Below are 25,408 nucleotides of genomic sequence, written 5' to 3'. Positions count from 1 at the left end.
GCGCCCGAGGGGCGCGGCCGGGCGGGTCAGGACAGGTCGCGCAGCCAGCGCAGCGTCGCCTCGCCCTGGGCGGCCTGGAACGGCCGGAGGTTCGGCACGCCGGCCGGCGCGGGCTGCAGCGACCCCCACACGAGGTACCCGGCCAGACCGGCCAGCCCCGCGCGCAGGTCGTCGCGGCTGACACCGTCCGACACCGCCCGCGACGCGAAGATGCTGGCCGGGTCGCCACCGCCCTGCAGCTCGACGGACGGCAGCATGAATGCCAGGTCCAGCCATGGGGCCCCGACGCTGGCATGGGGCCAGTCGATCAGCCACACGCGGTGGTGGTCGTCGATCATCACGTTGTCCGCGCGAAGGTCGCCGTGCACCAGCCCGTCACCGGCGAGGACACCCGGCGTGTCCTGCTCCCAGCGCACCAGGTCGTCGAGGTGCTCCAGCGCCCACAGCGCGACGGGCCCCTGCCCGGCGAGGGTCGCGCGGTCCGCGACCGGGCCGTGGAACAGGCGACGCCAGCCGGTCAGGTCCTCCGCCAGCAGGTCGTCGGTACGGGGCAGGCCGTGGCCCGGCAGCGGCTCCGCGTCCGCGAGCGCGTCGACGGCGTCCAGGACGGAGGCGAGGTCGCTCGGCCGCCACGGCATCTCGGGGGAGCGACCGTGCACGGACTCGAAGCCGAGCAGCAGCCAGCCGTCCTCCTCGCCGGACCACAGCAGCCGTGGCGCGGGCACCTCAGGGGGCAGCGCCGCGGCCACGACGATCTCGCGGCGCGCCAGCTCGACGGAGGAGGGGTTGATCTCCGCGGAGACGGCCTTGACGAAGACGTCGCCACCGTCCGCCAGCTCCAGCACCGCGACGAAGCCGGGGGAGAAGCCCTCCGTCGCCGTGATCTCCGCCGTCACCTGCGAGCCGGCGAGGGTGCTGATCGCGCGGCGCACGCGGGTCGGCAGGTCGCGCCAGTCGAGCCGCTGGCCGCTGAAGGCAAGCGGCAGGGCGATGGCGTCGTCGGCACCCACGGAGGTCATACTGCCAGCCCGTCCTGTCCCGGTGGCGGTTCGTCCATCCACCGGTTCGTAGACTCGCACGGTGAGCGTCTATCTCGACCACGCGGCCACCACGCCGATGCTCCCGGCCGCCGTCGAGACGCTCACCGCCGAGCTGGCCCGCACGGGCAACCCGTCCTCCCTGCACGCGTCCGGCCGTGCCGCCCGGCGCACGGTCGAGGAGGGCCGCGAGCGGCTCGCAGCCGCGCTGGGCGCCCGGCCCAGCGAGGTCGTCCTCACCTCTGGGGGGACGGAGGCCGACAACCTCGCGGTGAAAGGTCTGTTCTGGGCGCGGCGCACCGCCGACCCGGACCGACGCCGGCTGCTGGTGTCCAGCGTGGAGCACCATGCGGTGCTGGACCCGGCGTTCTGGATGGCGGAGCACGCGGGCGCCGAGGTGGTGCTGCTGCCGGTCGACGGGGACGGCGTGGTGGACACGGCGGCGCTCGCGGCCGAGCTGGCCGAGCACGGCTCCCGGACGGCTCTCGTGTCGGTGATGTGGGCCAACAACGAGGTCGGTGCGCTGCAGCCGGTGGACGAGGTGGTGGCGCTGGCACACCGCTACGGCGTTCCCGTGCACGCCGACGCCGTGCAGGGCGTGGGTCAGGTGCCCGTCGACTTCGCCGGCTCGGGGCTCGACGCGATGACGGTCACCGGGCACAAGCTGGGTGGGCCGGGCGGCATCGGTGCGCTGCTCGCCCGGCGCGGCCTCGACCTGACGCCGGTGCTGCACGGCGGTGGCCAGGAGCGCGGCGTGCGGTCGGGCACGCTGCACGCTGCGCTGGTGGCCTCGTTCGCGGTCGCGGCGCAGGAGGCCGTCGTGACGATGCCGGAGCTCGCGGTCCGCGTCGGCGCGCTGCGCGACCGGTTGGTCGCCGGCGTGCTCGAGCGTGCGGAGGGGGCGCGGCTGCGGGGACCGGCGGAGGCGTCGCGACGGCTGCCCGCGAACGCCCACTTCACCTTCGACGGGTGCGAGGGCGACTCGCTGCTGTACCTGCTGGACTCGGCGGGGATCGAGGCGTCCACCGGCTCCGCGTGCCAGGCCGGCGTCCCGCAGCCGAGCCACGTGCTGCTGGCGATGGGGCTCGGCGAGGACGACGCCCGGGGCGCGCTGCGGTTCAGCCTGGGCCACACGAGCACGCAGGAGGACGTCGACGCCGTGCTCGAGGCGCTGCCGGCCGCGGTGGACCGTGCGCGGGCGGCCGGCCGGGCGCTGCGTGCGGCGGTGCCGGCCTGATGCGGGTGCTCGCGGCGCTCTCCGGCGGTGTCGACTCGGCGGTGGCGGCCGCTCGCGCGGTCGATGCGGGTCACGAGGTGGTCGGGGTGCACATGGCCCTGTCCCGCAACCGCGACCAGCTGCGCACCGGGTCACGCGGCTGCTGCTCGATCGAGGACGCCGGCGACGCCCGTCGTGCGGCGGACGTGCTGGGCATCCCGTTCTACGTGTGGGACCTGTCGGCGCAGTTCGAGCAGACGGTGGTCGCCGACTTCCTGTCCGAGTACCAGGCGGGCCGCACCCCGAACCCGTGCGTGCGGTGCAACGAGCACGTCAAGTTCTCGGCGCTGCTGGACAAGGGCGTGGCGCTCGGGTTCGACGCGGTCTGCACGGGGCACTACGCGCGCGTCGTCGAGGGTCCCGACGGGTCCCGCGAGCTGCACCGGGCGACGGACGCGGCCAAGGACCAGTCGTACGTGCTGGCGGTGATGGGGCCGGAGCGGCTCGCACGTGCGCTGTTCCCGCTCGGGGACGTCGTCTCCAAGGAGCAGACGCGTGCCGAGGCGGCGCGCCGGGGCCTGTCCGTCTCGGCGAAGCCCGACTCGTACGACATCTGCTTCGTGGCCGACGGGGACACCCAGGGGTTCCTGCGGGACCGGCTCGGTTCGCGCCCGGGCGAGGTGGTCGACGCCGACGGCACCGTGGTGGGCGCGCACGACGGGGCGTACGCCTACACGGTGGGGCAGCGGCGCGGGCTGCACCTGGGACGGCCGGCGGCGGACGGTCGACCGCGGTACGTGCTCGCGGTCGAGCCGGTGCAGAACCGGGTGGTGGTCGGGCCGGCCGAGGCGCTCGCCGTGACCGCGGTGCGGGCGGACCGTGCCGTGTGGTTCGGCGACGCGCCGGCTGCCGGGACCGCGTGCGAGGTGCAGGTGCGGGCGCACGGTGCGGCGGCGGGCGCCCAGGTGATCCGGGCGGACGACCGGGTCGAGGTGGCGCTCGACACGGATGCCGCGCTGCGGGGCGTGGCGCCGGGGCAGTCGCTGGTGCTCTACGCGGGGAGCCGGGTGCTGGGACAGGCGACGGTCACGGGAACCACCGGGCCGGTGTCGGCCCCGACGGGCCGGGAGCCCGCGGTGCGCGCATGACGGCGGTGACCGGTCCCGGCCCGTGGCCAGGGGTTGATGCGCTCGAGGCGCAGAACGTGGTGCTCGGCGAGCTCGGTTCGACACCCGAGGGTGTCACCGGGATGCCGTTCGCGGTGGTGCTGACCCAGCGCGGGCCGTGGTCCGACCTGCTCGGACGAGCCGTGGGGATGCTCGTCGACCTGCCGGTCGAGCTGGGGCCGCACGGCTGGCGGCTGACCGGTCGGCCCGGCGGCGACCTGGTGCGGAGCCGCTCCTACCTGCGCGAGGACGTCGACGCCCTCGCGGTGGCGGCGCACGGCTGGTCCGGCCCGCTCGTGGTCCCCGTGTGCGGACCCGTGACGACGGCCGCCTCCGTGGACCTCGCCCGCGGCGACCGCGTGCTGAGCGACGCCGGCGCCTCCCGGGACGTGGCGGAGTCGCTGGCCGCAGGCGTCGTCGACCACCTGGCGTCGCTGCGGCGTGCGGTCCCGGGCGCGCGCCCGACGCTGCTGCTCCACGAGCCCGCCCTCGCGGCCGCCATCGAGGCTCGGGTGCCCACGTTCTCCGGTCGGGCCACCTTGCGTGCGGTGCCGATGCAGGTGGCCGGTGAGCGCATCGCCGCGGTGGCGGCTGCCGCTCGTGCGGCCGGGGCCGGGCACGTGGTGGTGCACACCGGGAGCTCCGTGGTGGGGTTGCCCGCAGCGCTCGCGGCCGGGGCCGAGGGCGTGGCGGTGGAGATCCAGGACCTGCCGGCCGCGGGCTGGGAGCAGCTCGCCGGAGCGGTGGAGGCCGGGACGGCGCTGTGGGCCCAGCTGGCCCCGGCACCCCGTGCGCCGGGAGGGGCGGTGGACGTCGCGGCGCACGCGCAGCAGCTGCTGCAGCCGTGGTCGCGCATCGGGCTGGCCACCGCGCAGCTCGAGGGCGTGGTGCTGATGGCCGCGGTCGCCGACGGTGCCCCGTCCGCGCGCAGCGGGCTCGCGGAGGCGGTGCAGGCCGCGCAGCGGGTCGCCGACCGCGCCGCCGGGTAGCGCTCGGCCGGTGGCCGGCGCCCCGGGCGGCCGGGCGCGCCGGAGCCGCGGTGCACGGTCGGCGGCTGTCGGTGGTGCGGACCATGATGTGCTGCGTGAGCGAGGCGAACCAGACAGGGTCCGACGAGGCGGCGCAGGGCGGTGACCAGGGCGTCGGCCCGCGGCAGGAGCCGGAGGTGCCGGCCGAGGTCCGGCGCCGGTGGACCGAGCTCGCCGAGCGGGTGCGGTCCGACCAGTTCGCCTACTACGTGCTCGACTCGCCGCCGTCGTCGGACGCGGAGTACGACGAGCGCCTGCGGGCGCTGGCCGTGCTCGAGGACCAGTTCCCGGGCCTGCGCACCCCCGACTCGCCGACGCAGCAGGTGGGCGGGACGTTCTCGACCGAGTTCGCCGCCGTGCAGCACGCCGAGCGGATGCTCTCGCTGGACAACGTCTTCTCCCGCGAGGAGCTGACCGCCTGGGCCGACCGCGTGCAGCGCGACGTACCGGCCGGGGTGCCGCTGCACTGGCTGTGCGAGCTGAAGATCGACGGGCTCGCGATCGCGCTGCTGTACGAGCGCGGCCGGCTGGTCCGCGCCGCCACCCGAGGCGACGGGCGCACCGGAGAGGACGTCACCCTCAACGTGCGGACCATCCCGACGATCCCGGCGGTGCTGGCCGGGCCGCCGGAGTCGCACCCGGAGCGCATCGAGATCCGCGGCGAGGTGTTCCTGCCGGTCGAGGCCTTCGAGCAGCTCAACACCGCGCAGGTCGAGGCGGGGCGACCGCCCTTCGCCAACCCCCGCAACGCCGCCGCGGGGTCGCTGCGGCAGAAGGACCCCCGGGTGACCGCGTCGCGGCCGCTGCGGATGTACGCCCACGGGTTCGGTGCGTTGCGCTGGGGCCCGGGCGGAGGGGTCGGCGTCGACCGGCAGTCGCAGGTGTACGACCTGCTGGCCGGGTGGGGCGTGCCGGTGTCCTCCCACAGCCGCGTGGTCGGCTCGCTCGACGACGTGTGGGCGATGGTCGAGCACTACGGCGAGCACCGGCACGACGTGGAGCACCAGATCGACGGGATCGTCGTCAAGGTCGACGAGATCGCGCTGCAGCGTCAACTCGGGAGCACCAGCCGGGCTCCGCGCTGGGCGATCGCCTACAAGTACCCGCCTGAAGAGGTGAACACCCGGCTGCTCGCCATCGAGGTCGGCATCGGGCGCACCGGCCGGGCGACCCCGTTCGCGGTGATGGAACCGGTGCTCGTGTCCGGCAGCACCGTCCGGCAGGCCACCCTGCACAACCAGGACGTGGTGCGCGCCAAGGGCGTGCGGATCGGCGACATGGTGGTGCTCCGCAAGGCGGGGGACGTGATCCCGGAGATCGTCGGCCCTGCACCGGCGGCCCCGGACGACACCGTGCCCCGCGTGGAGTGGCACATGCCGGCCGACTGCCCGGAGTGCGGCACCCCGCTTCGCCCTATGCGGGAGGGCGACGTCGACCTGCGCTGCCCGAACGCGCGGTCGTGCCCGGCCCAGGTTCGTGGTCGTCTCGAGCACATCGGGTCCCGCGGCAGCCTCGACATCGAGGCCCTCGGAGAGGTGACGGCCGCCGCGCTGACGCAGCCCGAGGTGCCGAGCACCCCGCCGGTCCCCACCGAGGCGTACCTGTTCGACCTGGTCGGCTACCCCGCCGACGCCCCCGCCGAGACGGTGCAGCGTGTCCGGGCCGCCAGCATGGAGCTGCTCGCCCAGGTCGAGGTGGTGGTCCGCGATCCCGAGACCGGGTTGCCGCGGGAGGACCCCGACGGGGCGGTGCGGCGGCGCGCACCCTTCCGGCGGCAGGCGAAGCACACGCCGGCAGCTCGCCGAGCGGCGGCAGCGGACGGCCGCACGCTGCCGGAGTGGGAGCCGTCCGAGCAGGCTCGCAAGCTGCTCGACGAGCTGGATGCCGCCAAGTCGAAGGAGCTGTGGCGGGTCCTCGTCGGGCTCAGCATCCGCAACGTCGGTCCGATCGCGGCGCGCGCGCTCGCGTCCGAGCTCGGCTCGATGGCGGCGCTGCGCGAGCTGCTGGACGACCGGGAGGCGGCGCTGGTCCGGCTGTCCGGCATCGAGGGCATCGGACCCACGATCGCGGAGTCGATCGTCGACTGGTTCACCGGTCCGGAGTCGGGCTGGCACCGCGAGATCGTCGACCGGTGGGCGGCCGCCGGGGTCCGCATGCAGGACGCGCGTGACGAGTCGACGCCGCGCACCCTCGAGGGCCTGACCGTCGTCGTCACCGGCTCGCTCGAGGGCTTCAGCCGCGAGGAGGCGAAGGAGGCGATCCTCACCCGCGGGGGAAAGGCGGCCGGCTCGGTCTCGAAGAGCACCGACTTCGTCGTCGTGGGGGAGAACGCGGGCTCCAAGGAGGCGAAGGCTCGCGAGCTCGGCCTGCGGATCCTGGACGAGGCCGGGTTCGTGGCGCTGCTCCGGCAGGGTCCGGACGGGGTGCCGGCATGACGGCGGAGGTCACCAGGCTGCCCGTCGCGGTGCGCGTGGCCCGCGGCGAGGACGAGCAGGCGGCGGGGGAGCTGACGGCACAGGCCTACCAGGCCGACGGCCTGCTGCTCGCCGCCGACCCGTACGAGGAGGAGCTGCGGGACGCGCACCGGCGAGCGCGCGAGGCGACGTTGCTGGTCGCGGCCGTGCCGACCGGTGACGGGCGCGACGCGGTGGTCGGCTCGCTGACGCTCGCGCCGTACGGCTCGTCCTATGCCGAGGTGGCGGAGCCGGACGAGGTGGAGCTGCGGATGCTCGCCGTCGCGCCGGAGGCGCGCCGACGTGGCGTCGCCGAGGAGCTGCTGCACGCGGCTCTCCGCGAAGCCGTGGCCGGGGGCGCGCGCCGCGTGGTGCTGTCCACGCTCGACGTGATGACGGCGGCCCAGCGGCTGTACTCCCGGCTCGGTTTCGAACCACAGCCGGACCGGGACTGGCACCACGGTGACGTCCACCTGCGCGTCCACGTGTGGACCGCACCCGCGTCGCCGGGCGTGCTGGTGGAGGTGGCCACCTGGACGCCGACGCAGGTGGTGGACGTCGACGGCTGGCGCGTCGGGCTCTCGGGCGGGCTGACCCGCCGTGCCAACAGCGTCGTGGCCCTGGGCGAGCCGGCCGATCCGGTCGCGGCGCTGGAGCGTGTCGAGATGCTGTACGCGGACCAGGGGCTGCCGTCGGTGTTCCGCATCGGCCAGGAGACGCGACCGAGCGGCCTGGACGCGGTGCTCGAGGCGCGGGGCTACGGGGTCGTCACGCGAACCGACGTCCTGGTGCGCGGCCTCGACGTGCAGCCGGGGCCCGGCGCCTCACCGAGGCAGGTGGCGGGCCTGCACCTGTCCGACGAGCCGGACGACGACTGGCTCGAGGACTGGCTGGCCGGCAAGTCGTCGAGCGGGTCCTCGGCTGCCGGGCTGCGGGGTGCCGGCCGCGCGCTGCTGACGGGCGCACCGGCGCGGTACCTCTCGGTGCACGACGGCGGTCGGCTGGTCGGACGGGTGCGCGTGGCGTTCGCCGAGGGATGGGCCGGGGTGTCGTGCCTCGCCGTCGACCCGTCGCAGCGACGGCGTGGTCTCGGCCGGGCGCTCACGGTCGCCGCGCTCGACGAGGCCCGGCAAGCCGGTGCGCGGCGCGCGTTCCTGCAGGTCGAGGCGGCCAACTCCGGTGCCGCCCGGCTCTACGCCGGTCTCGGGTTCCGTCCGGCGCAGCGGTACGCGTACCGCGAGCGCCCGCTGCACTGAGCCGTCTGCCGCGGATACTGGAACGGTGATCTCGACCTCTGCCGCCGAGCGGCTGCACCGGGCGGGCCTCGTCTGGCACCCCCAGGCCGGGGATCGGTTCGCGCTCCGCTCGGCCCAGCTGTCCGGTGAGGTGTTCACCATCAGCGACATGGTGGTGGAGGCGCACCCGTACCCCAGCGGGACGGTGCTGGGCTTCAACGGCACCACCGAGTGGGCGCTGGACTCCGTCGAGCAGGACGACGCCCTGTGGCTGCCTCGCGAGGACCAGCTGCGCGAGCTGCTCGGCGGCACGTTCCGCAGCCTGGCGCGCACGTTCGACGGTCGTTTCGAGGTGCTCGTCGAGCTCGCCGGCCGGCCCGAGCAGGTGTTCGGGGCGGACTCGGCCGCGGACGCCTACGCGGAGGCGCTGCTCGAGCTGCTCGCCGTCGCCCTCGAACGCGGCTGACCAGCGACTGGGGTGGTCGGCGGGACGCGCCGGACGGCCGGGCCGGCGGTCGTCGGCCGGGCCCCGGGGGCCGAGGGGCCGTCCGAGGGCGCCACTAGACTCCACCGCATGTCCACCCTCTCTCGCGACGAGGTCGCGCGCGTGGCGGCCCTGGCGCGGATCGACCTGACGTCCGTCGAGCTGGACCGCCTCGCCGGTGAGCTCGACGTCATCGTCCAGTCGGTCGCCCGGGTCGCCGAGATCGCCACCCCGGACGTCCCGGCCACCAGCCACCCGCTGCCGCTCACCAACGTGTTCCGCGCCGACGAGCCGGTGCCGCCGCTCGACCGCGACGAGGTGCTGGCCGGCGCGCCGGCCGCCCAGGAGGGCAAGTTCGCCGTCCCGCAGATCCTGGGGGAGGACGCGTGAGCACCGACCTGACACGGCTGACCGCCGCCGAGCTGTCCGAGCGCCTGGCCACCCGCGAGGTGAGTGCCGTCGAGGCGACCACCGCGCACCTGGACCGGATCAGCGCGGTGGACGGCCCCGTGCACGCGTTCCTGCACGTCAGCGCCGACCAGGCGCTCGCGACGGCGGCGGACGTCGACGCCCGCCGGTCCGCCGGCGCCCCGGTGCACCCGCTGGCGGGCGTGCCGATCGCCGTCAAGGACGTCGTCGTCACCCGCGGCCTGCCCACCACCGCCGGGTCCGCCATCCTGCGCGACTGGGTGCCGCCGTACGACGCGACCCTGGTGCAGAAGATCAAGTCCGCCGGCCTGCCGATCCTGGGCAAGACCAACATGGACGAGTTCGCGATGGGCTCGTCCACCGAGCACTCGGCGTACGGGAACACGCACAACCCGTGGGACCTCGACCGCATCCCTGGCGGCTCGGGCGGCGGCTCGGCCGCGGCCGTCGCGGCCTACGAGGCGCCGCTGGCGATCGGCACGGACACGGGCGGCTCGATCCGTCAGCCGGCGGCCGTCACCGGCACGGTCGGCGTCAAGCCGACGTACGGCAGCGTGTCCCGCTACGGCCTGATCGCCCTGGCGTCGAGCCTGGACCAGGCCGGCCCGGTCACGCGCACGGTGCTCGACGCGGCGCTGCTGCACCAGCTGATCGCCGGCCACGACCCGCTCGACTCCACCTCCCTGCCCGACGAGGTGCCGGACTACGTGGCCGCCGCCCGTGCCGGCGCTTCCGGGGACCTGCGCGGCGTGCGGGTCGGCGTCATCCACGAGCTGCAGGGCGACGGCTACCAGCCGGGCGTGCTGGCTCGCTTCAACGAGTCGCTGGACCTGCTGCGCGAGGCGGGTGCGGAGATCGTCGAGGTCTCCTGCCCGCACTTCCAGTACGCGCTGGCGGCGTACTACCTGATCCTCCCCGCGGAGGCGTCGAGCAACCTGGCGAAGTTCGACGGCATGCGGTTCGGCCTGCGCGTCGAGCCGGACCACGGTCCGGCGACCGCCGAGCGTGTGATGGCGGCGACGCGAGGCGCCGGGTTCGGCGACGAGGTCAAGCGCCGGATCATCCTGGGCACCTACGCCCTGTCGGCCGGGTACTACGACGCCTACTACGGCTCGGCGCAGAAGGTCCGCACGCTGATCCAGCGGGACTTCACCGCGGCCTTCGAGCAGGCGGACGTGCTGGTGTCCCCGACGGCACCGACCACCGCGTTCCGCCTGGGCGAGAAGCTGGACGACCCGCTCGCGATGTACCTCAACGACGTGGCGACCATCCCGGCGAACCTCGCCGGCGTCCCGGGCATGTCGCTGCCGTCGGGACTGTCCGACGACGGCCTGCCCGTCGGCTTCCAGGTGCTGGCGCCCGCCCGTGAGGACGCGCGGCTGTACCGGGTGGGGGGCGCCCTCGAGGCGTTGCTGGAGCAGAGCTGGGAGGGGCCGCTGCTCTCGCGCGCGCCCGAGCTGGAGGTGGCACGGTGACGACGAGCGTGGACCTGGTCGACTACGACGAGGCGGTGTCCCGGTACGACCCGGTGTTCGGCATCGAGGTGCACGTCGAGCTGGGGACGCGCACGAAGATGTTCGACGGCGCGGAGCAGTCCTTCGGAGCCGAGCCGAACACCCAGATCACGCCGGTGAGCCTGGGGCTGCCCGGCGCGCTGCCGGCGGTGAACGGGACGGCGGTCGAGTACGCGATCCGCATCGGCCTGGCGCTGAACTGCTCCATCGCGGAGCGCTGCCGGTTCGCCCGGAAGAACTACTTCTACCCGGACGTGCCGAAGAACTTCCAGACGTCGCAGTACGACGAGCCGATCGCGTACGACGGGTGGGTGGACGTCGACCTGGAGGACGGCACCACCTTCCGCGTGCAGATCGAGCGCGCGCACATGGAGGAGGACGCCGGCAAGAACACCCACGTCGGCGGTGAGGGCGGCCGCATCCACGGTGCGACGTACTCGCTGGTGGACTACAACCGGGCCGGCGTCCCGCTCGTCGAGATCGTCACCCGCCCGATCGAGGGGGCCGGGGCCCGCGCCCCGGAGGTCGCCCGTGCATACGTCCAGACGCTGCGGGACCTGTTCCGCACGCTGGGCGTGTCCGAGGCGCGGATGGAGCGCGGCAACGTGCGCGCCGACGTCAACCTGTCGCTGCGCACCAGCCCCGACGCGCCGCTCGGCACCCGCACCGAGACGAAGAACGTCAACTCCTTCCGGGCCGTCGAGCGTGCCGTGCGGTACGAGGTCGCCCGGCAGGCGGCCGTGCTCGACGCCGGCGAGACCGTGGTCCAGGAGACCCGGCACTGGCACGAGGACACCGGCATCACGACGCCGGGTCGCGTGAAGTCCGACGCGGAGGACTACCGGTACTTCCCGGAGCCAGACCTCGTGCCGATCGCACCCGACCCGGCGTGGGTCGAGGAGATCCGCGCCGCGCTGCCGGAGCTGCCGGCGGCTCGCCGTCGCCGGCTGCAGGGGGAGTGGGGCTACGCCGACGCCGAGATGCGCGACGTGGTCAACGCCGGAGCCGTGGAGCTGATCGAGGCGACGGTCGCCGCGGGGGCGTCGCCGGCGGCGGCGCGCAAGTGGTGGATGGGCGAGCTCGCTCGTACCGCCAAGCAGCAGGAGATCGAGCTGGCGGACCTGCCGATCACCCCGGCGCAGATCGGCGCGCTGCAGCAGCTGGTGGACGCCGGGCGGATCAACGACAAGCTGGCCCGCCAGGTGCTCGAGGGCGTGCTGGCCGGCGAGGGCGAGCCGGAGCAGGTGCTCGTCGCCCGCGGCCTTGAGGTCGTCTCCGACGACGGGCCGCTGCTCGCCGCGATCGACGACGCCCTGGCGGCTCAGCCGGACGTGGCGGAGAAGATCCGGGGCGGCAACCTCGGTCCGGTGGGCGCGATCATCGGTGCGGTGATGAAGGCGACGCGCGGGCAGGCGGACGCCGCGCGGGTGCGCGAGCTGGTGCTGGAGCGGGTGCAGGGCTGACCGGTGCCGACGTGCGACCGGCCGGTCGAACCNCCGGGGGGGCCCGGGCGCCGGCCGGTCCCACCCGCGCGCCCCCACGTCGGCAACATCCGGGTCACATGCCGTCCCTACGATCCGATCCGGCAGGACGCGGCGACGAGAGGCGTGCGGGCGATGAAGGCACCCACCTTGCAGGGCGAGATGATCGTGCTCCGGCCGATCGAGGCACGTGATGCCGACGCCGTGTACGAGCTGCTGGCCGACCCGGAGGGCCGGCGGCTGGTCGGCGGCAGCCGCCAGTACACCCGGTCGGAGGTTCCCGCGGCGATCGCTCAGGCCACCGCGTCCGACGACCGCCTGGTGCTGGCCGTGACCGCCAACGGGGACGACGAGTACCTGGGCCAGATCGCGCTCGAGTCCATCGACCCCGTAGTCGGCTCCGCCTCCGTGACGCTGCAGATGCGGCCGGCGTACCGGGGCCGCGGGTACGGCACCGAGGCGATCGAGCTGGTGCTCGGCTTCGCCTTCGACGGGCTCGGTCTGCACCGCGTCGGCATCGAGGTGCTCGCCATCAACGCGCGCGCGAAGTCCCTGTACGAGAACCTCGGGTTCCGCGTGGAGGGCCGGCTGCGCGACGCCCACCGCGACGGCGACGGCTGGTGCGACGGGATCGTGATGGCTCTGCTGGAGGACGAGTACCGGGCCGGGCAGCCGGCCTAGAAGGGATCGGCGTGCTGACCGTCACCGTGCCGTCGCAGGACCTGCTCGGCCGTCTGGCCGACCTGGCCGACCGCGTGCGGCTGGTCCGGTGGGACCTCGCGGCCCCGCTGGACCCGGACGTGGCGCCCGACGTGGACGTGGTGGTGGTCCCGCACTACTTCGTCCGGCCCGGTGGCTTCGCCGTGCTGCACGGCCTGCCACGGCTGCGGCTGGTGCAGCTGCCCAGCGCCGGGTTCGAGCACGCCCTGCCGCACATGCCGGCGGGGATCACGCTGTGCAACGGCCGCGGCGTGCACAGCACAGGTACCGCGGAGCTCGCTCTCGCGCTGACGCTGGCGATGCAGCGGGGCCTGCCCGACGCGGTCGCGGCACAGGCGGACGGCCGATGGAGCTCGCCGATGCTGCACTCGCTCGCCGACCGGCGGGTGGTGGTGGTCGGCGCCGGTTCGGTGGGCGCCGCGGTCGTGGCCCGGCTGCGGCCGTTCGAGGTGGACGTCGTCCAGGTCGGTCGTCGCGCGCGGGACACCGCCGACGGCCACGTGCACGCCGTCACCGAGCTGCCCGACCTCGTCGCGGACGCCGACGTCGTCATCCTCGTCGTGCCGCTCGACGCCAGCACGCACCACCTGGTCGACGCCGACCTGCTGGCACGCATGAAGGACGGTGCGCTGCTGGTCAACCTGGCCCGCGGCAAGGTGGTCGACACGGACGCCCTGCTGGCGGAGCTGAGCGCCGGACGGCTGCGGGCGGCGCTGGACGTCACCGACCCCGAGCCGCTGCCGCCGGACCACCCGCTCTGGCACGCCCCGAACGTGCTGATCACCGCCCACCAGGGCGGCAACACGGACGCCACGGACCCCCGGGTCGCGGCAGTGGTCCGCAGGATGATCGAGGACCTTCTCGCCGGCCGTGAGCCGCAGAACGTCGTCGCCCGGACCTGACCGGGGGCTCGGCCGGGCCCGCTACCGCCCGCGTCCGTACGCCTCGAGCGTCGCGCGCCGCTCCGTCGCGTGGTCGACCATCGGCGCGGGGTAGTCCCCGGGTGCGCGCTCACCGAGCGTCCACGGCTGGTGCACGGCGGGCGCCGGGACGTCCCGCAGCTCCGGAACCCAGCGGTGGACGTACGCACCGTCGGGGTCGAACCGCTGGGACTGCGTGACGGGGTTGAGCACCCGGAAGTACGGCGCCGCGTCGAACCCGGTCCCGGCGACCCACTGCCAGTTCAGCTGGTTCTGCGCGACGTCGCCGTCCACCAGGTGCGCCATGAAGTGCGCGGCGCCGCGGCGCCAGTCCAGGTGCAGGTCCTTGACCAGGAACGATGCGGTGACCATCCGGACCCGGTTGTGCATCCAGCCGGTCGCGGCCAGCTGCCGCATGCCGGCGTCCACCAGCGGGTAGCCGGTCCGGCCCGCCGCCCAGGCCGCGAACGCCGCGTCCGCATCCGCGCCTCGGGCCCACGCCTCGTCGTGGACGACCGCGCGGAGCGACCGGTGCGCCGCCTCGGGCCGGTGCCACAGCACGTCGGCGTGGAACTCGCGCCAGGCGAGCTGACCGATGAACACCTCGGCGGCCGCTGCCAGCTCGGGGTCGGCGGCGACGGCCTGCTCGAGGCGGCCCAGCAGCGTCCGCGGGTGGACCTCGCCGAGCTTCAGTGCCGCCGAGAGCCGTGAGGTCCCGGGCCGGTCGGGACGGTCCCGGTCGGTCGCGTAGTCGCGCAGCGCACCGTCGACGAACCGGTCCCACGCCGTCCCCGCGGCACGCTCGCCGGCCTCGTCGTCTCCGGGAACGCCGCCGTCGTCGGGCCGCGGGAGCGCCGCCCAGCCGTCGCCGCTGAGCCGTTCCCACGTCACCGCGCCGGCGGGCGCCGCCGGTGCCGACCAGCCGTGCCGCTCCCACGCCCGCCGGAACGGCGTGAACACCGTGTACGGCGTGCCCTGCTGCGTGCGGAGCCGACCCGGTGCGACGGCGTACGGCGAACCGGTCCGCACCAGCGGCACGTCGAGGCTCGTCTCCACGGCGGCGTCCCGACGCCTGCCGTACGGCTCGGTGGACGCGGTGACGTGCACGACGGTGGCTCCTGCCTCCCGCGCGACCGCCGGGACGACCACCTCGGGCTCGCCCACGCGCACCACCAGCGCCCCGCCGAGCGACTCGTCCAGCGCCCGCAGGCTCGCGGCCAGCCGCCGCAGCCGTGGTCCACCCGCTGCGGCGACCAGCCGGGGATCGACGACGAACAGAGCGACCACCGGCTCCTGGCCCCGCGCTGCGGCGAGCAGAGCCGGGTGGTCGGTCAGTCGCAGGTCCCGACGGAACCACAGGACGGTGGGCACACCGCGACGCTACGGGTCGGGACCCACCGAGAGCGCGGCGGACGGTGGAGCCCACGCACCGCCGGGCCTATGGCCTCGCGGCTCGCCCGGCGTCGGACGCGGTCAAGGACCGCAGGTCGGCGAGGACGCGCGTCTGCAGCTCGTCGAGCGACCGGTGCTCGCCCTCTGCGATCCACTGCCCGAAGGCGATGGTGAAGACGGTGGTGCCGGACTCCGCCGCGAGCGTCGCGGCCGGCTCGGCGACTCCCCGCGCGACCAGGGCGGCACGGATGATCCCGGCCAGCTCGGCCATCTTGTGCCGTTCCCGTTCGAGCAGCGCCGGGTGCTGCTCGATCACTCCTCTGCGGAGCCGCGCCCACGAGCGTCGGTCGTCGGGGAAGAAACCGGCTCCCGAGTGCAGTGCCGCGGCCACCACGTCGAGCGCCGGAGCGTCGGCCGGCGCGTCCGCCACCCCCGCGAGGAACGCCTCGACCAGCCGGGACTGACCGTCGAACAGCACCTCACGCTTGTCCGGGAAGTGCCGGAAGAACGTCCGCTCGCTCACGCCGACGGCCGCGGCGATGTCGGCGGCGGTCGTCTGCTCGAACCCGCGCTCGGTGAACAGCTCGAGCGCGGCGGCCTGCAGACGTTCCCGCGTGCCCGGTTCCCAGCGCACCATCAGCCCAGTCTAGTGATGACAGCCGCTGACATGGGATCTAGAGTGATGTCTGTCGCTGACATCGGCGACACCCGTCGAGAGGGAGCGTCCCATGCATGTGTTCGTCACCGGAGCGTCCGGGTGGATCGGCTCCGCCGCCGTCGACGAGCTGCTCGCCGCCGGCCACACCGTCGCCGGGCTCGCTCGCTCGGACTCGTCCGCTGCGGCGCTGGCGGCCAAGGGTGTCACCGTGCTGCGCGGCGACCTCGACGACCTGGGCTCGATCCGGTCGGGCGCGTTGGCCGCCGATGCGGTGCTGCACCTGGCCAACAAGCACGACTGGTCGAACCCGGCCGCGTCCGTCGCGGCGGAGCGTGGCGCGGTGGAGACGATCGGGGAGGCGCTCGCCGGTACCGGGAAGGCCTTGCTGCTCGCCTCGGGTGTGGCAGGACTGACCGCCGGACGCGCCGCGACCGAGTCGGACCCGTCGCCCTTCCACGGCCCCGACTCGCCGCGCGGCGGCACCGAGAACCTGGCGCTCGGCCTGCCCGGCGTGCGGTCGGTCGCGCTGCGCTTCGCGCCGACCGTGCACGGTGCGCGGGACCACGGGTTCATCGCGGCGATCACGGCGGTCGCCCGGCAGAAGGGTGTCTCCGGCTACCCCGGCGACGGCACCAACCGCTGGGCCGCGGTGCACCGGTCGGACGCCGCCCGGCTGGTGGCGCTGGCGCTGGCGGCGGCACCGGCGGGCACCCGGGTGCATGCGGTGGCCGAGGAGGGTGTTCCGGTGCGGCAGATCGCCGAGGCGATCGGCGCTGCGGTCGGTGTACCCGTCCGGTCGGTGGACCCCGACGACGTCGCCGAGCACTTCGGCTGGATCGGCACGTTCTTCGGCATGGACCTGCAGGCCACCAGCGACGCGACCCGTGACCTGCTCGGTTGGACGCCCACCGGCCCCACCCTGCTCGAGGACGTCGCGGCCGGCGCCTACAGCCTCGCCTGACAGCCGCAGGGGCCGACGATCACCCGGTCGTCGGCCCCTCGGGACCAGCGGGAGCGACGACTACCGCTCGCCACCCACCAGCTCGGCCAGCTCGAGCAGCCGGTGCGAGAACCCCCACTCGTTGTCGTACCAGGCCAGCACCTTCACCTGGTTGCCCACGGCCTGGGTCAGCGGGGCGTCGAAGATCGCCGAGTGCGGGTTGCCGACGATGTCGGCCGACACCAGCGGCGCCTCCGAGTACTGCAGGTACGGCCGCAGCTGGTCGGACGCCGCGGCGGCCCGGAACGCCTCGTTGACCTCCTCGACGCTCGCCGTGCGCGACAGCACGGCGGTGAGGTCGGTGATCGACCCGACCGGCACCGGCACGCGCAGGGCGAAACCGGTGAGCTTGCCGTCCAGCTCCGGGATGATCCGGCCGATCGTCTTGGCCGCCCCCGACGACGTCGGGATGGTCGACACCGCAGCGGCGCGGGCGCGCCGCAGGTCGGAGTGCGGTGCGTCGTGCAGCCGCTGGTCGCTGGTGTAGGCGTGCACCGTCGTCATCAGCCCTGACTCGATGCCGAAGGCGTCGTTCAGCACCTTGGCCATCGGTGCCAGGCAGTTGGTGGTGCAGGAGCCGTTGGAGAACACGTCGGACGCCGTCGGGTCGACCGCCTCGGTGTTCACGCCCAGCACGACGGCCGGCACGTCACCCTTGGCCGGCGCCGAGACGATCACCTTGCGGGCGCCGCCGGTCAGGTGCTGGCGGGCGCTGTCGGCGTCGGTGAAGCGTCCCGTCGACTCGATGACGACGTCTGCACCCACGTCTCCCCAGGCGATCTGCGAGGGGTCGCGCTGGGCGAAGACGCGCAGCCGGCGCTCGCCGACGACGATGTCGTCACCCTCGACCCGCACGCCTGCCAGGTGCCCGGAGATGGAGTCCCACTCGAGCAGCGTGGCCAGCGTGGTGACGTCGGTGATGTCGTTGACGGCCACCACCTCGACGTCCGCACCGCTGGTCAGCGCCGCGCGGAGCACCGTGCGGCCGATGCGCCCGAACCCGTTGATGCCGATCCGTACCGTCATGCTGTCTCCTTCGTCGTTCCGGTCTGTGCCCGCGCCGCCTCGAGGAGCGCCACCGCTCCACGGACCGCTCGGTCCATGTACTCCTGGGACCCGTGGGCGCGGGCCAGCACGTAACCGCCCTGCAGCACCGCGGACAGCGCCAGGGCCAGGTCCTGCGCCGGGATGGTGGCGGGCAGCTCGCCGGCCTCGATCGCCTGCTCCACCGCGCGCGTCCAGCGGTCCGCCTGGGTGTCGAACGCGCGCGCCACCTCCGCGAGCAGCTCGGGGTCCTGGACCACCTGCGGGTCCTGCGTCATGCGTCCGGCGCGGCAGCCCTTGGTGCCGGGTCGCGGCCGTTGCAGGTAGCCCTCGATCCGGTCGAGCGGCGTGCCGCCGTCGTTCTCGTTCTCGAGCACCTGCGACTCGGCGATCAGGGTGTCGATCGCGGACCGGAAGGCCGCGACCGCGAGCTCGTGCTTGCCGGAGAAGTGGTGGTACATGCTGCCCTGCCCCACGCCGGCCTTCGCGAGCACGTCGTGCGGGCTGGTGGCGGCGTAGCCGCGCTCCCAGAGCAGGTCCGCCATGGCCTCGGTCAGGCGTTCCCGGGTGGAGGTCATGACGGCACTGTACCTACTAGTAGTTACAGAGCACCAGGTGGTCTGCGTGGCGTTCCCCGGTGCGCCCGCCGGGCGGCGGCGACGCTCACCCAGCGGGACGCCCCCTTCTCTCCACGTGAGACGGACGTACCGTTGGCGGGCGCCACCAGGCGGTGGCCACCGTCACGCCCGAGGAGATGCCCGCGATGAGCCGTCCGCTGCGCTCACGTACCTCGACCCACGGCCGCAACATGGCCGGCGCCCGCGCGCTGTGGCGCGCCACCGGCATGGGTGCCGACGACTTCGGCAAGCCGATCATCGCGATCGCGAACTCGTACACGCAGTTCGTCCCGGGCCACGTGCACCTGAAGGACATGGGCGACCTGGTCGCCTCGGCGATCCGCGAGGCCGGCGGCGTGGCCAAGGAGTTCAACACCATCGCGGTCGACGACGGCATCGCGATGGGCCACGGCGGGATGCTCTACTCCCTGCCCAGCCGTGACCTCATCGCCGACTCCGTCGAGTACATGGTCAACGCGCACACCGCCGACGCGCTGGTCTGCATCTCCAACTGCGACAAGATCACGCCCGGCATGCTGCTGGCCGCGGTACGCCTGAACATCCCGACGGTGTTCGTCTCCGGCGGTCCGATGGAGGCCGGCAAGGCCGTCGTCGCCGACGGCGTCGCCAGCACCCACCTCAACCTGATCAACGCGATCAACTACTCGGCGGACGACAACGTGTCCGACGACGCCCTGGGTCTGGTCGAGGCGAACGCCTGTCCCACGTGCGGCTCGTGCTCCGGCATGTTCACGGCCAACTCGATGAACTGCCTGACCGAGGCGCTCGGCCTGTCCCTGCCCGGCAACGGCTCGACGCTGGCCACGCACGTGGCCCGTCGCGAGCTGTTCCTCGAGGCGGGGCGCACCGTGGTGGAGCTGGCCAAGCGGTACTACGAGGACGACGACGACACCGTCACGCCGCGCGGCATCGCGACCAAGGCGGCGTTCGCCAACGCGATGACCCTCGACGTCGCCATGGGCGGCTCCACCAACACGGTGCTGCACATCCTGGCGGCGGCGCAGGAGGCCGGCGTCGACTTCACGCTCGCCGACATCGACGGGCTGTCCCGCCGCGTCCCCTGCCTGAGCAAGGTCGCGCCGAACCACCCCGACTTCCACATGGAGGACGTGCACCGCGCCGGTGGCATCCCCGCCCTGCTCGGTGAGCTGGACCGCGCCGGCCTGCTGGACCACGACGTGACCAGCGTGCACACGCCGACGCTGCGCGCCTGGCTCGACGACTGGGACGTGCGCGGCGGCAAGGCGACCGACCGGGCGCTCGAGCTGTTCCACGCCGCCCCCGGCGGGGTCCGCACCACCCAGGCGTTCTCCACGGCCAACCGCTGGGACCACCTCGACACGGACGCGGAGAACGGCTGCATCCGCGACGTCGCGCACGCGTACACGGTCGAGGGCGGGCTCGCGGTGCTGCGCGGCAACCTCGCCGACGACGGCGCGATCATCAAGACCGCCGGCATCGACCCCGAGCTGTTCCACTTCGTCGGCACGGCCGTCGTCTGCGAGTCGCAGGAGGAGGCGGTCGAGAAGATCCTGTCCAAGCAGGTGAAGCCCGGAGACGTCGTCGTCGTGCGGTACGAGGGCCCGTCGGGCGGCCCCGGCATGCAGGAGATGCTCTACCCGACGTCGTTCATCAAGGGCCGCGGGCTGGGCAAGGTGTGCGCGCTGATCACCGACGGCCGGTTCTCGGGCGGGTCGAGCGGCATCTCGGTGGGCCACGTGTCCCCGGAGGCGGCCGCGGGCGGCACGATCGGCCTGGTCGAGGACGGAGACGAGATCGAGATCGACGTCGAGACGCGGCTGATCAGGCTGAACGTGCCGGACGACGTGCTCGCGGCGCGCCGCGCCAAGATGGAGGCGTCCGAGCGGCCGTGGCAGCCGGTGGACCGCGAGCGGTACGTGTCCCAGGCGCTGCAGGCGTACGCGGCGATGGCGACCTCTGCGGACCGGGGTGCCGTGCGCGACCTGTCGCGCATCCGCCGCGGTTGAGCGAGGGTTCCGGGCCTCAGCCGGAGACCAGCGCGCGAGCGACCTGCACAGAACCGATCCGCGGGCTGCCCGGAAGGTCCAGCCACGGGCTCACCGATCCGGTGCCCGGATCGAGCAGGCACAGCTCGACGGTGCACGGGTTGGCGCGGTCGAGCCAGTCGGTTCGTTGCACCACGACGCGCCCTCCCACCACGCCCGACAGGTTGGTCAACGACGGGACACCGAGCGGAGCGTGATCGCCGCTCGACGCGTCGACACGGGTGAAGGAGTCGTCGGACCCGACATCAGTGCTCTCGTCCCACGCCAGCGCGGTGCCGGCGGTCAGCCACGGATCGCCGTAGACGAGGTGCAGGTCGCCCGGGACGTTGACGGCTCCACTGCCGTCGAGGGCCACCACCCGCAGCGTCGACATCGCGTCTCCGCTGAGCGGACCCGCGCCGTAGATCAGGCGTCGCCCGTCGGGGGAGTAGGAGGGGTAGGTCTCCCCGGGGTAGACGTTGAGCGCATGCTCCACGACGCGGGAGCGGCCGCCGGCGAGGTCCACCTCGTCGACCCAGGTGTCGTAGGGCTGCCAGATCCTCCCGCCGGCGAACTCGGGGATGTCAGAGGGCGCATACCGTCCGCAACCCCAGACGACGGCCAGGTGGACGGAGTCGGGCGCCCATGCGGCGTCGTCCAGCTCGCAGTCCCCAAAGCGATCGGGAACCGGTGCCTCCTGCACCTCGCCGGTCTCCAGGCGCAGGACGTCGAGCGTCACCCGCCCACCGCCCGACAGGTGTCGCTCCAGCACTCGCGTGCCGTCAGGAGACAGCGCGAGGCCGGCGCTCCGGTCGGCGCCGTCGGGCAACCTGGTGCGAACCCACGTCGCGGCGTCGGCGTCCCAGGCCACGGTGGTGGTCCCGGACTGGCCGTCCAGGCCCGCGACATCGATGAGAAGTGCGGCGTGCACCACAGTTCGTTCGGGGAGGGCCGCGGGCTCCAGGACCTGCCCGGCCGCCATCGCCGCAGCGAACGCTCGGGCGGTCGGCGTGGCACCAGAGGAGGGCGCGGCGGAGGGGGAGGCGGAGATAGAGACGGACGACCCTGCGTGCGGACGACCCAGCACGCGAGGCACGACGGCGTACGCAGCGACTGCGGCGATCGATGCGGCTCCGAGCCCAGCGATCAGGGCGAGCTCGGTGCGGCGCGCTCTCACGGTTCGCGCACCAGGGCCATGGCTGCTACATCGGCCCGGCGCCAGGGGGTCTTGACCGGCAGAGCGGTTCTCCGGTCGAGCAGGTGAGGGCGACCTACACTCCGAGGGCATGACGGCCACCGCAGGTGCAGGCAGCGACGGGATCGACCTCAAGCCGCGCTCGCGGCAGGTGACGGACGGGATCGAGGCGACGGCGGCGCGCGGCATGCTGCGCGCGGTCGGACTGGGCGACGAGGACTTCGCCAAGCCGCAGATCGGCGTCGCCAGCTCGTGGAACGAGATCACGCCGTGCAACCTGTCGCTGCAGCGGCTGGCGCAGGCGGTGAAGGGCGGGGTGCACGCCGCGGGCGGCTACCCGTTGGAGTTCGGCACCATCTCGGTGTCCGATGGCATCTCGATGGGCCACGAGGGGATGCACTTCTCGCTGGTCAGCCGCGACCTGATCGCCGACTCGGTGGAGACGGTGATGATGGCGGAGCGGCTCGACGGCTCGGTGCTGCTGGCCGGCTGCGACAAGTCCCTGCCCGGCATGCTGATGGCGGCCGCTCGGCTCGACCTGGCCAGCGTGTTCCTCTACGCCGGCACGATCATGCCCGGTTGGGTGAAGCTCGAGGACGGCACCGAGAAGGACGTCACGATCATCGACGCCTTCGAGGCCGTCGGCGCCTGCGCCCGCGGGCTGATGAGCAAGGGCGACCTGGACCGGATCGAGCGGGCCATCTGCCCTGGTGAGGGCGCCTGCGGCGGCATGTACACCGCCAACACCATGGCATCGGTGGCCGAGGCGCTCGGCATGTCGCTGCCCGGGTCGGCCGCGCCGCCGTCGGCCGACCGCCGCCGCGACTCCTACGCCCACCGCTCGGGCGAGGCCGTCGTCAACCTGCTGCGGCTCGGCATCACGGCGCGGCAGATCATGACGAAGGAGGCGTTCGAGAACGCCATCGCCGTGGTGATGGCGTTCGGCGGCTCGACTAACGCCGTGCTGCACCTGCTGGCCATCGCGCACGAGGCGCAGGTGGAGCTCACGCTCGACGACTTCTCGCGGGTGGCCGCCCGGGTGCCGCACCTCGGCGACCTCAAGCCGTTCGGCCGGTACGTGATGTACGACGTCGACCGGGTCGGTGGCGTCCCCGTCGTGATGAAGGCCCTGCTCGACGCGGGTCTGCTGCACGGCGACTGTCTGACGGTCACCGGCCGGACCGTCGCGGAGAACCTCGCGGCCATCGACCCGCCGGACCCGGACGGGGTGATCCTGCGGGCGCTGGACAACCCGATCCACCGCACGGGCGGCATCACCATCCTGGGCGGCAGCCTGGTGCCCGAGGGTGCCGTGGTGAAGTCCGCCGGCTTCGACTCGGACGTGTTCGAGGGCACCGCGCGGGTGTTCGAGCGCGAGCGGGCGGCGCTGGACGCGCTCGAGGACGGCACGATCCAGGCCGGCGACGTGGTGGTGATCCGTTACGAGGGCCCGAAGGGCGGTCCGGGCATGCGGGAGATGCTCGCCATCACCGGGGCGATCAAGGGTGCCGGTCTCGGCAAGGACGTGCTGCTGGTCACCGACGGCCGCTTCTCCGGCGGCACCACCGGCCTGTGCGTCGGCCACATCGCCCCCGAGGCCGTCGACGGCGGCCCCATCGCGTTCGTCCAGGACGGCGACCGGATCCGCCTCGACGTCGCGAACGCCCGCCTCGACCTGCTGGTGGACGCCGAGGAGCTGGCCGCGCGGCGCGAGGGCTGGACGCCGATCGCCCCACGCTTCACCACCGGCGTGCTCGGCAAGTACCAGAAGCTGGTCGGCTCGGCGTCCCGCGGAGCGGTGCTCGGCTGACCGGCGGGACCGGGCGGCCGGCGCTGCCCGGCTGGCGCGGGCGGTGTCCTCGGGTTTGATGGACGGGTGACCTTCACCCCCGCCGACGCGCCGTGGTGGACGCGTGCCGTCGTCTACCAGATCTACCCCCGCTCCTTCGCCGACTCCGACGGTGACGGCATGGGCGACCTGCGGGGGATCCTGCAGCACGTCGACCACCTGGTGGACCTCGGCGTGGACGTCGTCTGGCTGTCGCCGGTGTACCGCAGCCCGCAGGACGACAACGGCTACGACATCAGCGACTACCAGGACGTCGACCCGATGTTCGGCACGCTGGCGGACCTGGACGAGCTGATCGACACGCTGCACGGCCACGGCATCCGGCTGGTGATGGACCTCGTCGTCAACCACACGTCCGACGCGCACCCGTGGTTCGTCGCCTCGCGCTCGTCGAAGGACGACCCCAAGCGGGACTGGTACTGGTGGCGGCCGGCGCGCGCCGGCATGGAGCCGGGCACGGCCGGTGCCGAGCCGAACAACTGGGGCTCCTTCTTCTCAGGTCCGGCATGGCAGTACGACCAGGCGACGGGCGAGTACTACCTGCACCTGTTCTCCAGCCGCCAGCCGGACCTGAACTGGGAGAACCCCGACGTCCGCGCGGCCGTCTACTCGATGATGCGCTGGTGGCTCGACCGCGGGGTGGACGGCTTCCGGATGGACGTCGTCAACCTGATCTCCAAGGACCCGCGGCTGCCCGACGGTGAGGCGCAGCACGGTGCCCACGCCGGTCCGCTGGTGGCCAACGGCCCGCGGGTGCACGAGTTCCTCGCGGAGATGTACCGGGAGGTGTTCGCCGGACGGGCCGACAAGCTGATCACCGTGGGGGAGACCCCCGGTGCCACGGTGGCCGACGGTGAGCGCTACACCGACCCCGCGCGGCACGAGCTCGACATGGTGTTCACCTTCGAGCACGTCGACCTCGACCACGGTCCGGGCGGCAAGTTCGACGTGCGGCCGCTGAAGCTGACCGACCTGAAGGCGGTGCTGGGCCGGTGGCAGGTCGGGCTCGCCGAGCGGGGCTGGAACTCGCTCTACTGGGACAACCACGACCAGCCGCGGATCGTCTCGCGGTGGGGTGACGACGGGCGCTACCGCCGCGAGTCGGCCCGGATGCTCGCCACCGTCCTGCACCTGCACCGCGGCACGCCGTACGTGTACCAGGGCGAGGAGCTGGGCATGACGAACGCCCACTGGGACACGTTCGACCACTACCGGGACATCGAGTCGCTCCGGTACGTCGAGGAGATGCGCGCCGCCGGGACGCTGACCGACCAGCAGCTGCTCACGGCGCTCGCGGCGATGAGCCGGGACAACGCCCGCACCCCGATGCAGTGGGACGACTCGCCGCAGGCAGGGTTCACCACCGGCCAGCCGTGGCTGCCGGTCAACGTGAACCGCACGACGATCAACGCGCGCGAGGACCGGGCCGACCCGGACTCGGTGTTCGCCCACTACCGCCGGCTGATCGCGCTGCGCCACGACCACCCGGTGGTGGCGCTGGGCGACTTCACCATGGTGCTGCCGGACGACGAGCACGTGTACGCGTTCACGCGCCGCCTCGGCGCCGAGGAGCTGCTGGTGCTCGGCAACTTCACGGGGGACCCGCAGCCGGTGGCGCTCGACGACCCGTGGCCCGCCGACGCGGAGGTGCTGATCGGCTCGTACCCGGGCCGGACCCCGGGACCCGACACGGCCCTGCGCCCGTGGGAGGCACGCGTCTATCGCAGGCTGCACGCGTGACGTCCCGCGATCCGAGACCGTGCACCGCGATGTGAGACGTACGTGCCCACGCGTGACAGCGCGTGGGCACGTGGCGTAGTGTCCGGCGGGTGCAGACGAACCTCCTCGTAGTACTTACCTGAGCGCCGGCGACGACCTCCCGCTCCGGTCTTCGTCCGCGCGCACCCCTCGACCAGCCCGTCCCCGGGCCGAGGGGTTTTTTC

Annotated in this window: 21 protein-coding genes; 15 read left to right on the top strand and 6 right to left on the bottom strand. The window is 73.7% G+C overall.

From position 1 onward, the window contains the following. Window positions 1-26: 26 nt before the first annotated feature. On the bottom strand, window positions 27-1,019 hold the full coding sequence (locus ACFQTY_RS17350; protein WP_378103067.1) for a phosphotransferase: 993 nt from the start codon (window positions 1,017-1,019) through the stop codon (window positions 27-29). 61 nt (window positions 1,020-1,080) lie between these two features. Between ACFQTY_RS17350 and ACFQTY_RS17345 the strand changes: the two genes are divergently transcribed. The 11 genes from ACFQTY_RS17345 (at window position 1,081) to ACFQTY_RS17295 (ending at window position 13,665) form a co-directional block, all read left to right on the top strand. Next, the gene (locus ACFQTY_RS17345) at window positions 1,081-2,274 is read left to right on the top strand and encodes a cysteine desulfurase family protein (protein ID WP_378103066.1); all 1,194 of its coding nucleotides are present in this window, start codon (window positions 1,081-1,083) and stop codon (window positions 2,272-2,274) included. Beyond that, window positions 2,274-3,401, top strand: coding sequence for a tRNA 2-thiouridine(34) synthase MnmA (gene mnmA, locus ACFQTY_RS17340; protein WP_378103064.1), 1,128 nt, complete (start codon window positions 2,274-2,276; stop codon window positions 3,399-3,401). The genes ACFQTY_RS17345 and mnmA overlap by 1 nt, the downstream gene beginning before the upstream one ends. Further along, window positions 3,398-4,408 carry a hypothetical protein gene (locus tag ACFQTY_RS17335; protein ID WP_378103063.1) on the top strand — a complete coding sequence of 337 codons (1,011 nt, stop codon included), beginning with the start codon at window positions 3,398-3,400 and terminating at the stop codon, window positions 4,406-4,408. Before mnmA ends, ACFQTY_RS17335 begins: the two co-directional genes overlap by 4 nt. A gap of 95 nt (window positions 4,409-4,503) precedes the next feature. Beyond that, window positions 4,504-6,882: an NAD-dependent DNA ligase LigA gene (gene ligA / locus ACFQTY_RS17330; RefSeq protein ID WP_378103061.1), complete on the top strand. Its 2,379-nt coding sequence runs from the start codon at window positions 4,504-4,506 to the stop codon at window positions 6,880-6,882. Further along, a complete protein-coding gene (locus ACFQTY_RS17325) occupies window positions 6,879-8,156 on the top strand; it encodes a GNAT family N-acetyltransferase (protein WP_378103059.1) in 1,278 nt (425 codons plus the stop codon). The genes ligA and ACFQTY_RS17325 overlap by 4 nt, the downstream gene beginning before the upstream one ends. A 25-nt stretch (window positions 8,157-8,181) precedes the next feature. Next, on the top strand, window positions 8,182-8,601 hold the full coding sequence (locus ACFQTY_RS17320; RefSeq protein WP_291761591.1) for a pilus assembly protein CpaE: 420 nt from the start codon (window positions 8,182-8,184) through the stop codon (window positions 8,599-8,601). A 108-nt stretch (window positions 8,602-8,709) separates the two neighbouring features. After that, window positions 8,710-9,009 (top strand): Asp-tRNA(Asn)/Glu-tRNA(Gln) amidotransferase subunit GatC, encoded by a 300-nt coding sequence (gene gatC, locus ACFQTY_RS17315; RefSeq protein ID WP_263732509.1) that lies wholly within the window; start codon window positions 8,710-8,712, stop codon window positions 9,007-9,009. Next, window positions 9,006-10,523 (top strand): Asp-tRNA(Asn)/Glu-tRNA(Gln) amidotransferase subunit GatA, encoded by a 1,518-nt coding sequence (gatA, locus tag ACFQTY_RS17310; RefSeq protein WP_378103057.1) that lies wholly within the window; start codon window positions 9,006-9,008, stop codon window positions 10,521-10,523. Before gatC ends, gatA begins: the two co-directional genes overlap by 4 nt. Then, window positions 10,520-12,025 (top strand): Asp-tRNA(Asn)/Glu-tRNA(Gln) amidotransferase subunit GatB, encoded by a 1,506-nt coding sequence (gene gatB, locus ACFQTY_RS17305; RefSeq protein WP_378103056.1) that lies wholly within the window; start codon window positions 10,520-10,522, stop codon window positions 12,023-12,025. Before gatA ends, gatB begins: the two co-directional genes overlap by 4 nt. Window positions 12,026-12,178: 153 nt before the next feature. Then, entirely contained in the window at window positions 12,179-12,724 is a 546-nt protein-coding gene (locus ACFQTY_RS17300; RefSeq protein ID WP_378103055.1) for a GNAT family N-acetyltransferase, read from the top strand. An 11-nt stretch (window positions 12,725-12,735) separates the two neighbouring features. Beyond that, on the top strand, window positions 12,736-13,665 hold the full coding sequence (locus ACFQTY_RS17295) for an NAD(P)-dependent oxidoreductase (protein ID WP_378103053.1): 930 nt from the start codon (window positions 12,736-12,738) through the stop codon (window positions 13,663-13,665). 21 nt (window positions 13,666-13,686) lie between these two features. Here the strand turns inward: ACFQTY_RS17295 and ACFQTY_RS17290 are convergent, their stop codons facing one another. Both ACFQTY_RS17290 and ACFQTY_RS17285 read right to left on the bottom strand, forming a co-directional pair. Next, window positions 13,687-15,054, bottom strand: coding sequence for a cryptochrome/photolyase family protein (locus tag ACFQTY_RS17290; protein ID WP_378103050.1), 1,368 nt, complete (start codon window positions 15,052-15,054; stop codon window positions 13,687-13,689). Between the two features lie 67 nt (window positions 15,055-15,121). Further along, complete coding sequence (locus ACFQTY_RS17285; RefSeq protein ID WP_378103048.1) at window positions 15,122-15,712, bottom strand: TetR family transcriptional regulator; 591 nt, start codon at window positions 15,710-15,712, stop codon at window positions 15,122-15,124. 91 nt (window positions 15,713-15,803) lie between these two features. On the opposite strand from ACFQTY_RS17285, the gene ACFQTY_RS17280 reads away from it, so the two are divergent. Further along, window positions 15,804-16,694, top strand: a complete 891-nt coding sequence (locus ACFQTY_RS17280) for an NAD-dependent epimerase/dehydratase family protein (protein ID WP_378103045.1) — start codon at window positions 15,804-15,806, stop codon at window positions 16,692-16,694. Between the two features lie 60 nt (window positions 16,695-16,754). Here ACFQTY_RS17280 and gap read toward each other — a convergent pair whose 3' ends face one another. Both gap and ACFQTY_RS17270 read right to left on the bottom strand, forming a co-directional pair. Next, window positions 16,755-17,759: a type I glyceraldehyde-3-phosphate dehydrogenase gene (gene gap / locus ACFQTY_RS17275; protein ID WP_378103043.1), complete on the bottom strand. Its 1,005-nt coding sequence runs from the start codon at window positions 17,757-17,759 to the stop codon at window positions 16,755-16,757. Next, window positions 17,756-18,355 carry a TetR/AcrR family transcriptional regulator gene (locus ACFQTY_RS17270; protein WP_378103040.1) on the bottom strand — a complete coding sequence of 200 codons (600 nt, stop codon included), beginning with the start codon at window positions 18,353-18,355 and terminating at the stop codon, window positions 17,756-17,758. Before ACFQTY_RS17270 ends, gap begins: the two co-directional genes overlap by 4 nt. Before the next feature lie 185 nt (window positions 18,356-18,540). Here ACFQTY_RS17270 and ilvD (ACFQTY_RS17265) point away from each other — a divergent pair, with 185 nt between their 5' ends. After that, entirely contained in the window at window positions 18,541-20,403 is a 1,863-nt protein-coding gene (gene ilvD / locus ACFQTY_RS17265; RefSeq protein ID WP_378103038.1) for a dihydroxy-acid dehydratase, read from the top strand. Window positions 20,404-20,419: 16 nt separating this feature from the next. Here the strand turns inward: ilvD (ACFQTY_RS17265) and ACFQTY_RS17260 are convergent, their stop codons facing one another. After that, window positions 20,420-21,403, bottom strand: coding sequence for a hypothetical protein (locus ACFQTY_RS17260; RefSeq protein ID WP_378103035.1), 984 nt, complete (start codon window positions 21,401-21,403; stop codon window positions 20,420-20,422). 304 nt (window positions 21,404-21,707) lie between these two features. Between ACFQTY_RS17260 and ilvD (ACFQTY_RS17255) the strand changes: the two genes are divergently transcribed. Together ilvD (ACFQTY_RS17255) and ACFQTY_RS17250 are read left to right on the top strand one after the other, a co-directional pair. Beyond that, window positions 21,708-23,426 (top strand): dihydroxy-acid dehydratase, encoded by a 1,719-nt coding sequence (gene ilvD, locus ACFQTY_RS17255; RefSeq protein ID WP_378103032.1) that lies wholly within the window; start codon window positions 21,708-21,710, stop codon window positions 23,424-23,426. Window positions 23,427-23,492: 66 nt separating this feature from the next. Continuing rightward, the gene (locus ACFQTY_RS17250; protein ID WP_378103030.1) at window positions 23,493-25,205 is read left to right on the top strand and encodes an alpha-glucosidase; all 1,713 of its coding nucleotides are present in this window, start codon (window positions 23,493-23,495) and stop codon (window positions 25,203-25,205) included. The last annotated feature ends 203 nt before the right edge of the window (window positions 25,206-25,408 follow it).

The sequence above is a fragment of the Cellulomonas sp. T2.31MG-18 genome (assembly GCF_964266755.1).
Classification (GTDB): domain Bacteria; phylum Actinomycetota; class Actinomycetes; order Actinomycetales; family Cellulomonadaceae; genus Cellulomonas.
This window is presented reverse-complemented; position numbering and strand designations above follow the sequence as displayed.

Excerpts from the sequence above, each read along its gene's own strand:
- ACFQTY_RS17325 (WP_378103059.1), top strand. The coding sequence starts at position 6,879 with ATGACGGCGGAGGTCACCAGGCTGCCCGTCGCGGTGCGCGTGGCCCGC.
- ACFQTY_RS17285 (WP_378103048.1), bottom strand. The coding sequence starts at position 15,712 with ATGGTGCGCTGGGAACCGGGCACGCGGGAACGTCTGCAGGCCGCCGCG.
- ACFQTY_RS17270 (WP_378103040.1), bottom strand. The coding sequence starts at position 18,355 with ATGACCTCCACCCGGGAACGCCTGACCGAGGCCATGGCGGACCTGCTC.
- mnmA (WP_378103064.1), top strand. The coding sequence starts at position 2,274 with ATGCGGGTGCTCGCGGCGCTCTCCGGCGGTGTCGACTCGGCGGTGGCG.
- ACFQTY_RS17350 (WP_378103067.1), bottom strand. The coding sequence starts at position 1,019 with ATGACCTCCGTGGGTGCCGACGACGCCATCGCCCTGCCGCTTGCCTTC.
- ACFQTY_RS17260 (WP_378103035.1), bottom strand. The coding sequence starts at position 21,403 with ATGGCGGCCGGGCAGGTCCTGGAGCCCGCGGCCCTCCCCGAACGAACT.
- ACFQTY_RS17300 (WP_378103055.1), top strand. The coding sequence starts at position 12,179 with ATGAAGGCACCCACCTTGCAGGGCGAGATGATCGTGCTCCGGCCGATC.
- ilvD (WP_378103038.1), top strand. The coding sequence starts at position 18,541 with ATGAGCCGTCCGCTGCGCTCACGTACCTCGACCCACGGCCGCAACATG.
- ACFQTY_RS17280 (WP_378103045.1), top strand. The coding sequence starts at position 15,804 with ATGCATGTGTTCGTCACCGGAGCGTCCGGGTGGATCGGCTCCGCCGCC.
- ACFQTY_RS17335 (WP_378103063.1), top strand. The coding sequence starts at position 3,398 with ATGACGGCGGTGACCGGTCCCGGCCCGTGGCCAGGGGTTGATGCGCTC.
- ilvD (WP_378103032.1), top strand. The coding sequence starts at position 21,708 with ATGACGGCCACCGCAGGTGCAGGCAGCGACGGGATCGACCTCAAGCCG.
- gap (WP_378103043.1), bottom strand. The coding sequence starts at position 17,759 with ATGACGGTACGGATCGGCATCAACGGGTTCGGGCGCATCGGCCGCACG.
- gatC (WP_263732509.1), top strand. The coding sequence starts at position 8,710 with ATGTCCACCCTCTCTCGCGACGAGGTCGCGCGCGTGGCGGCCCTGGCG.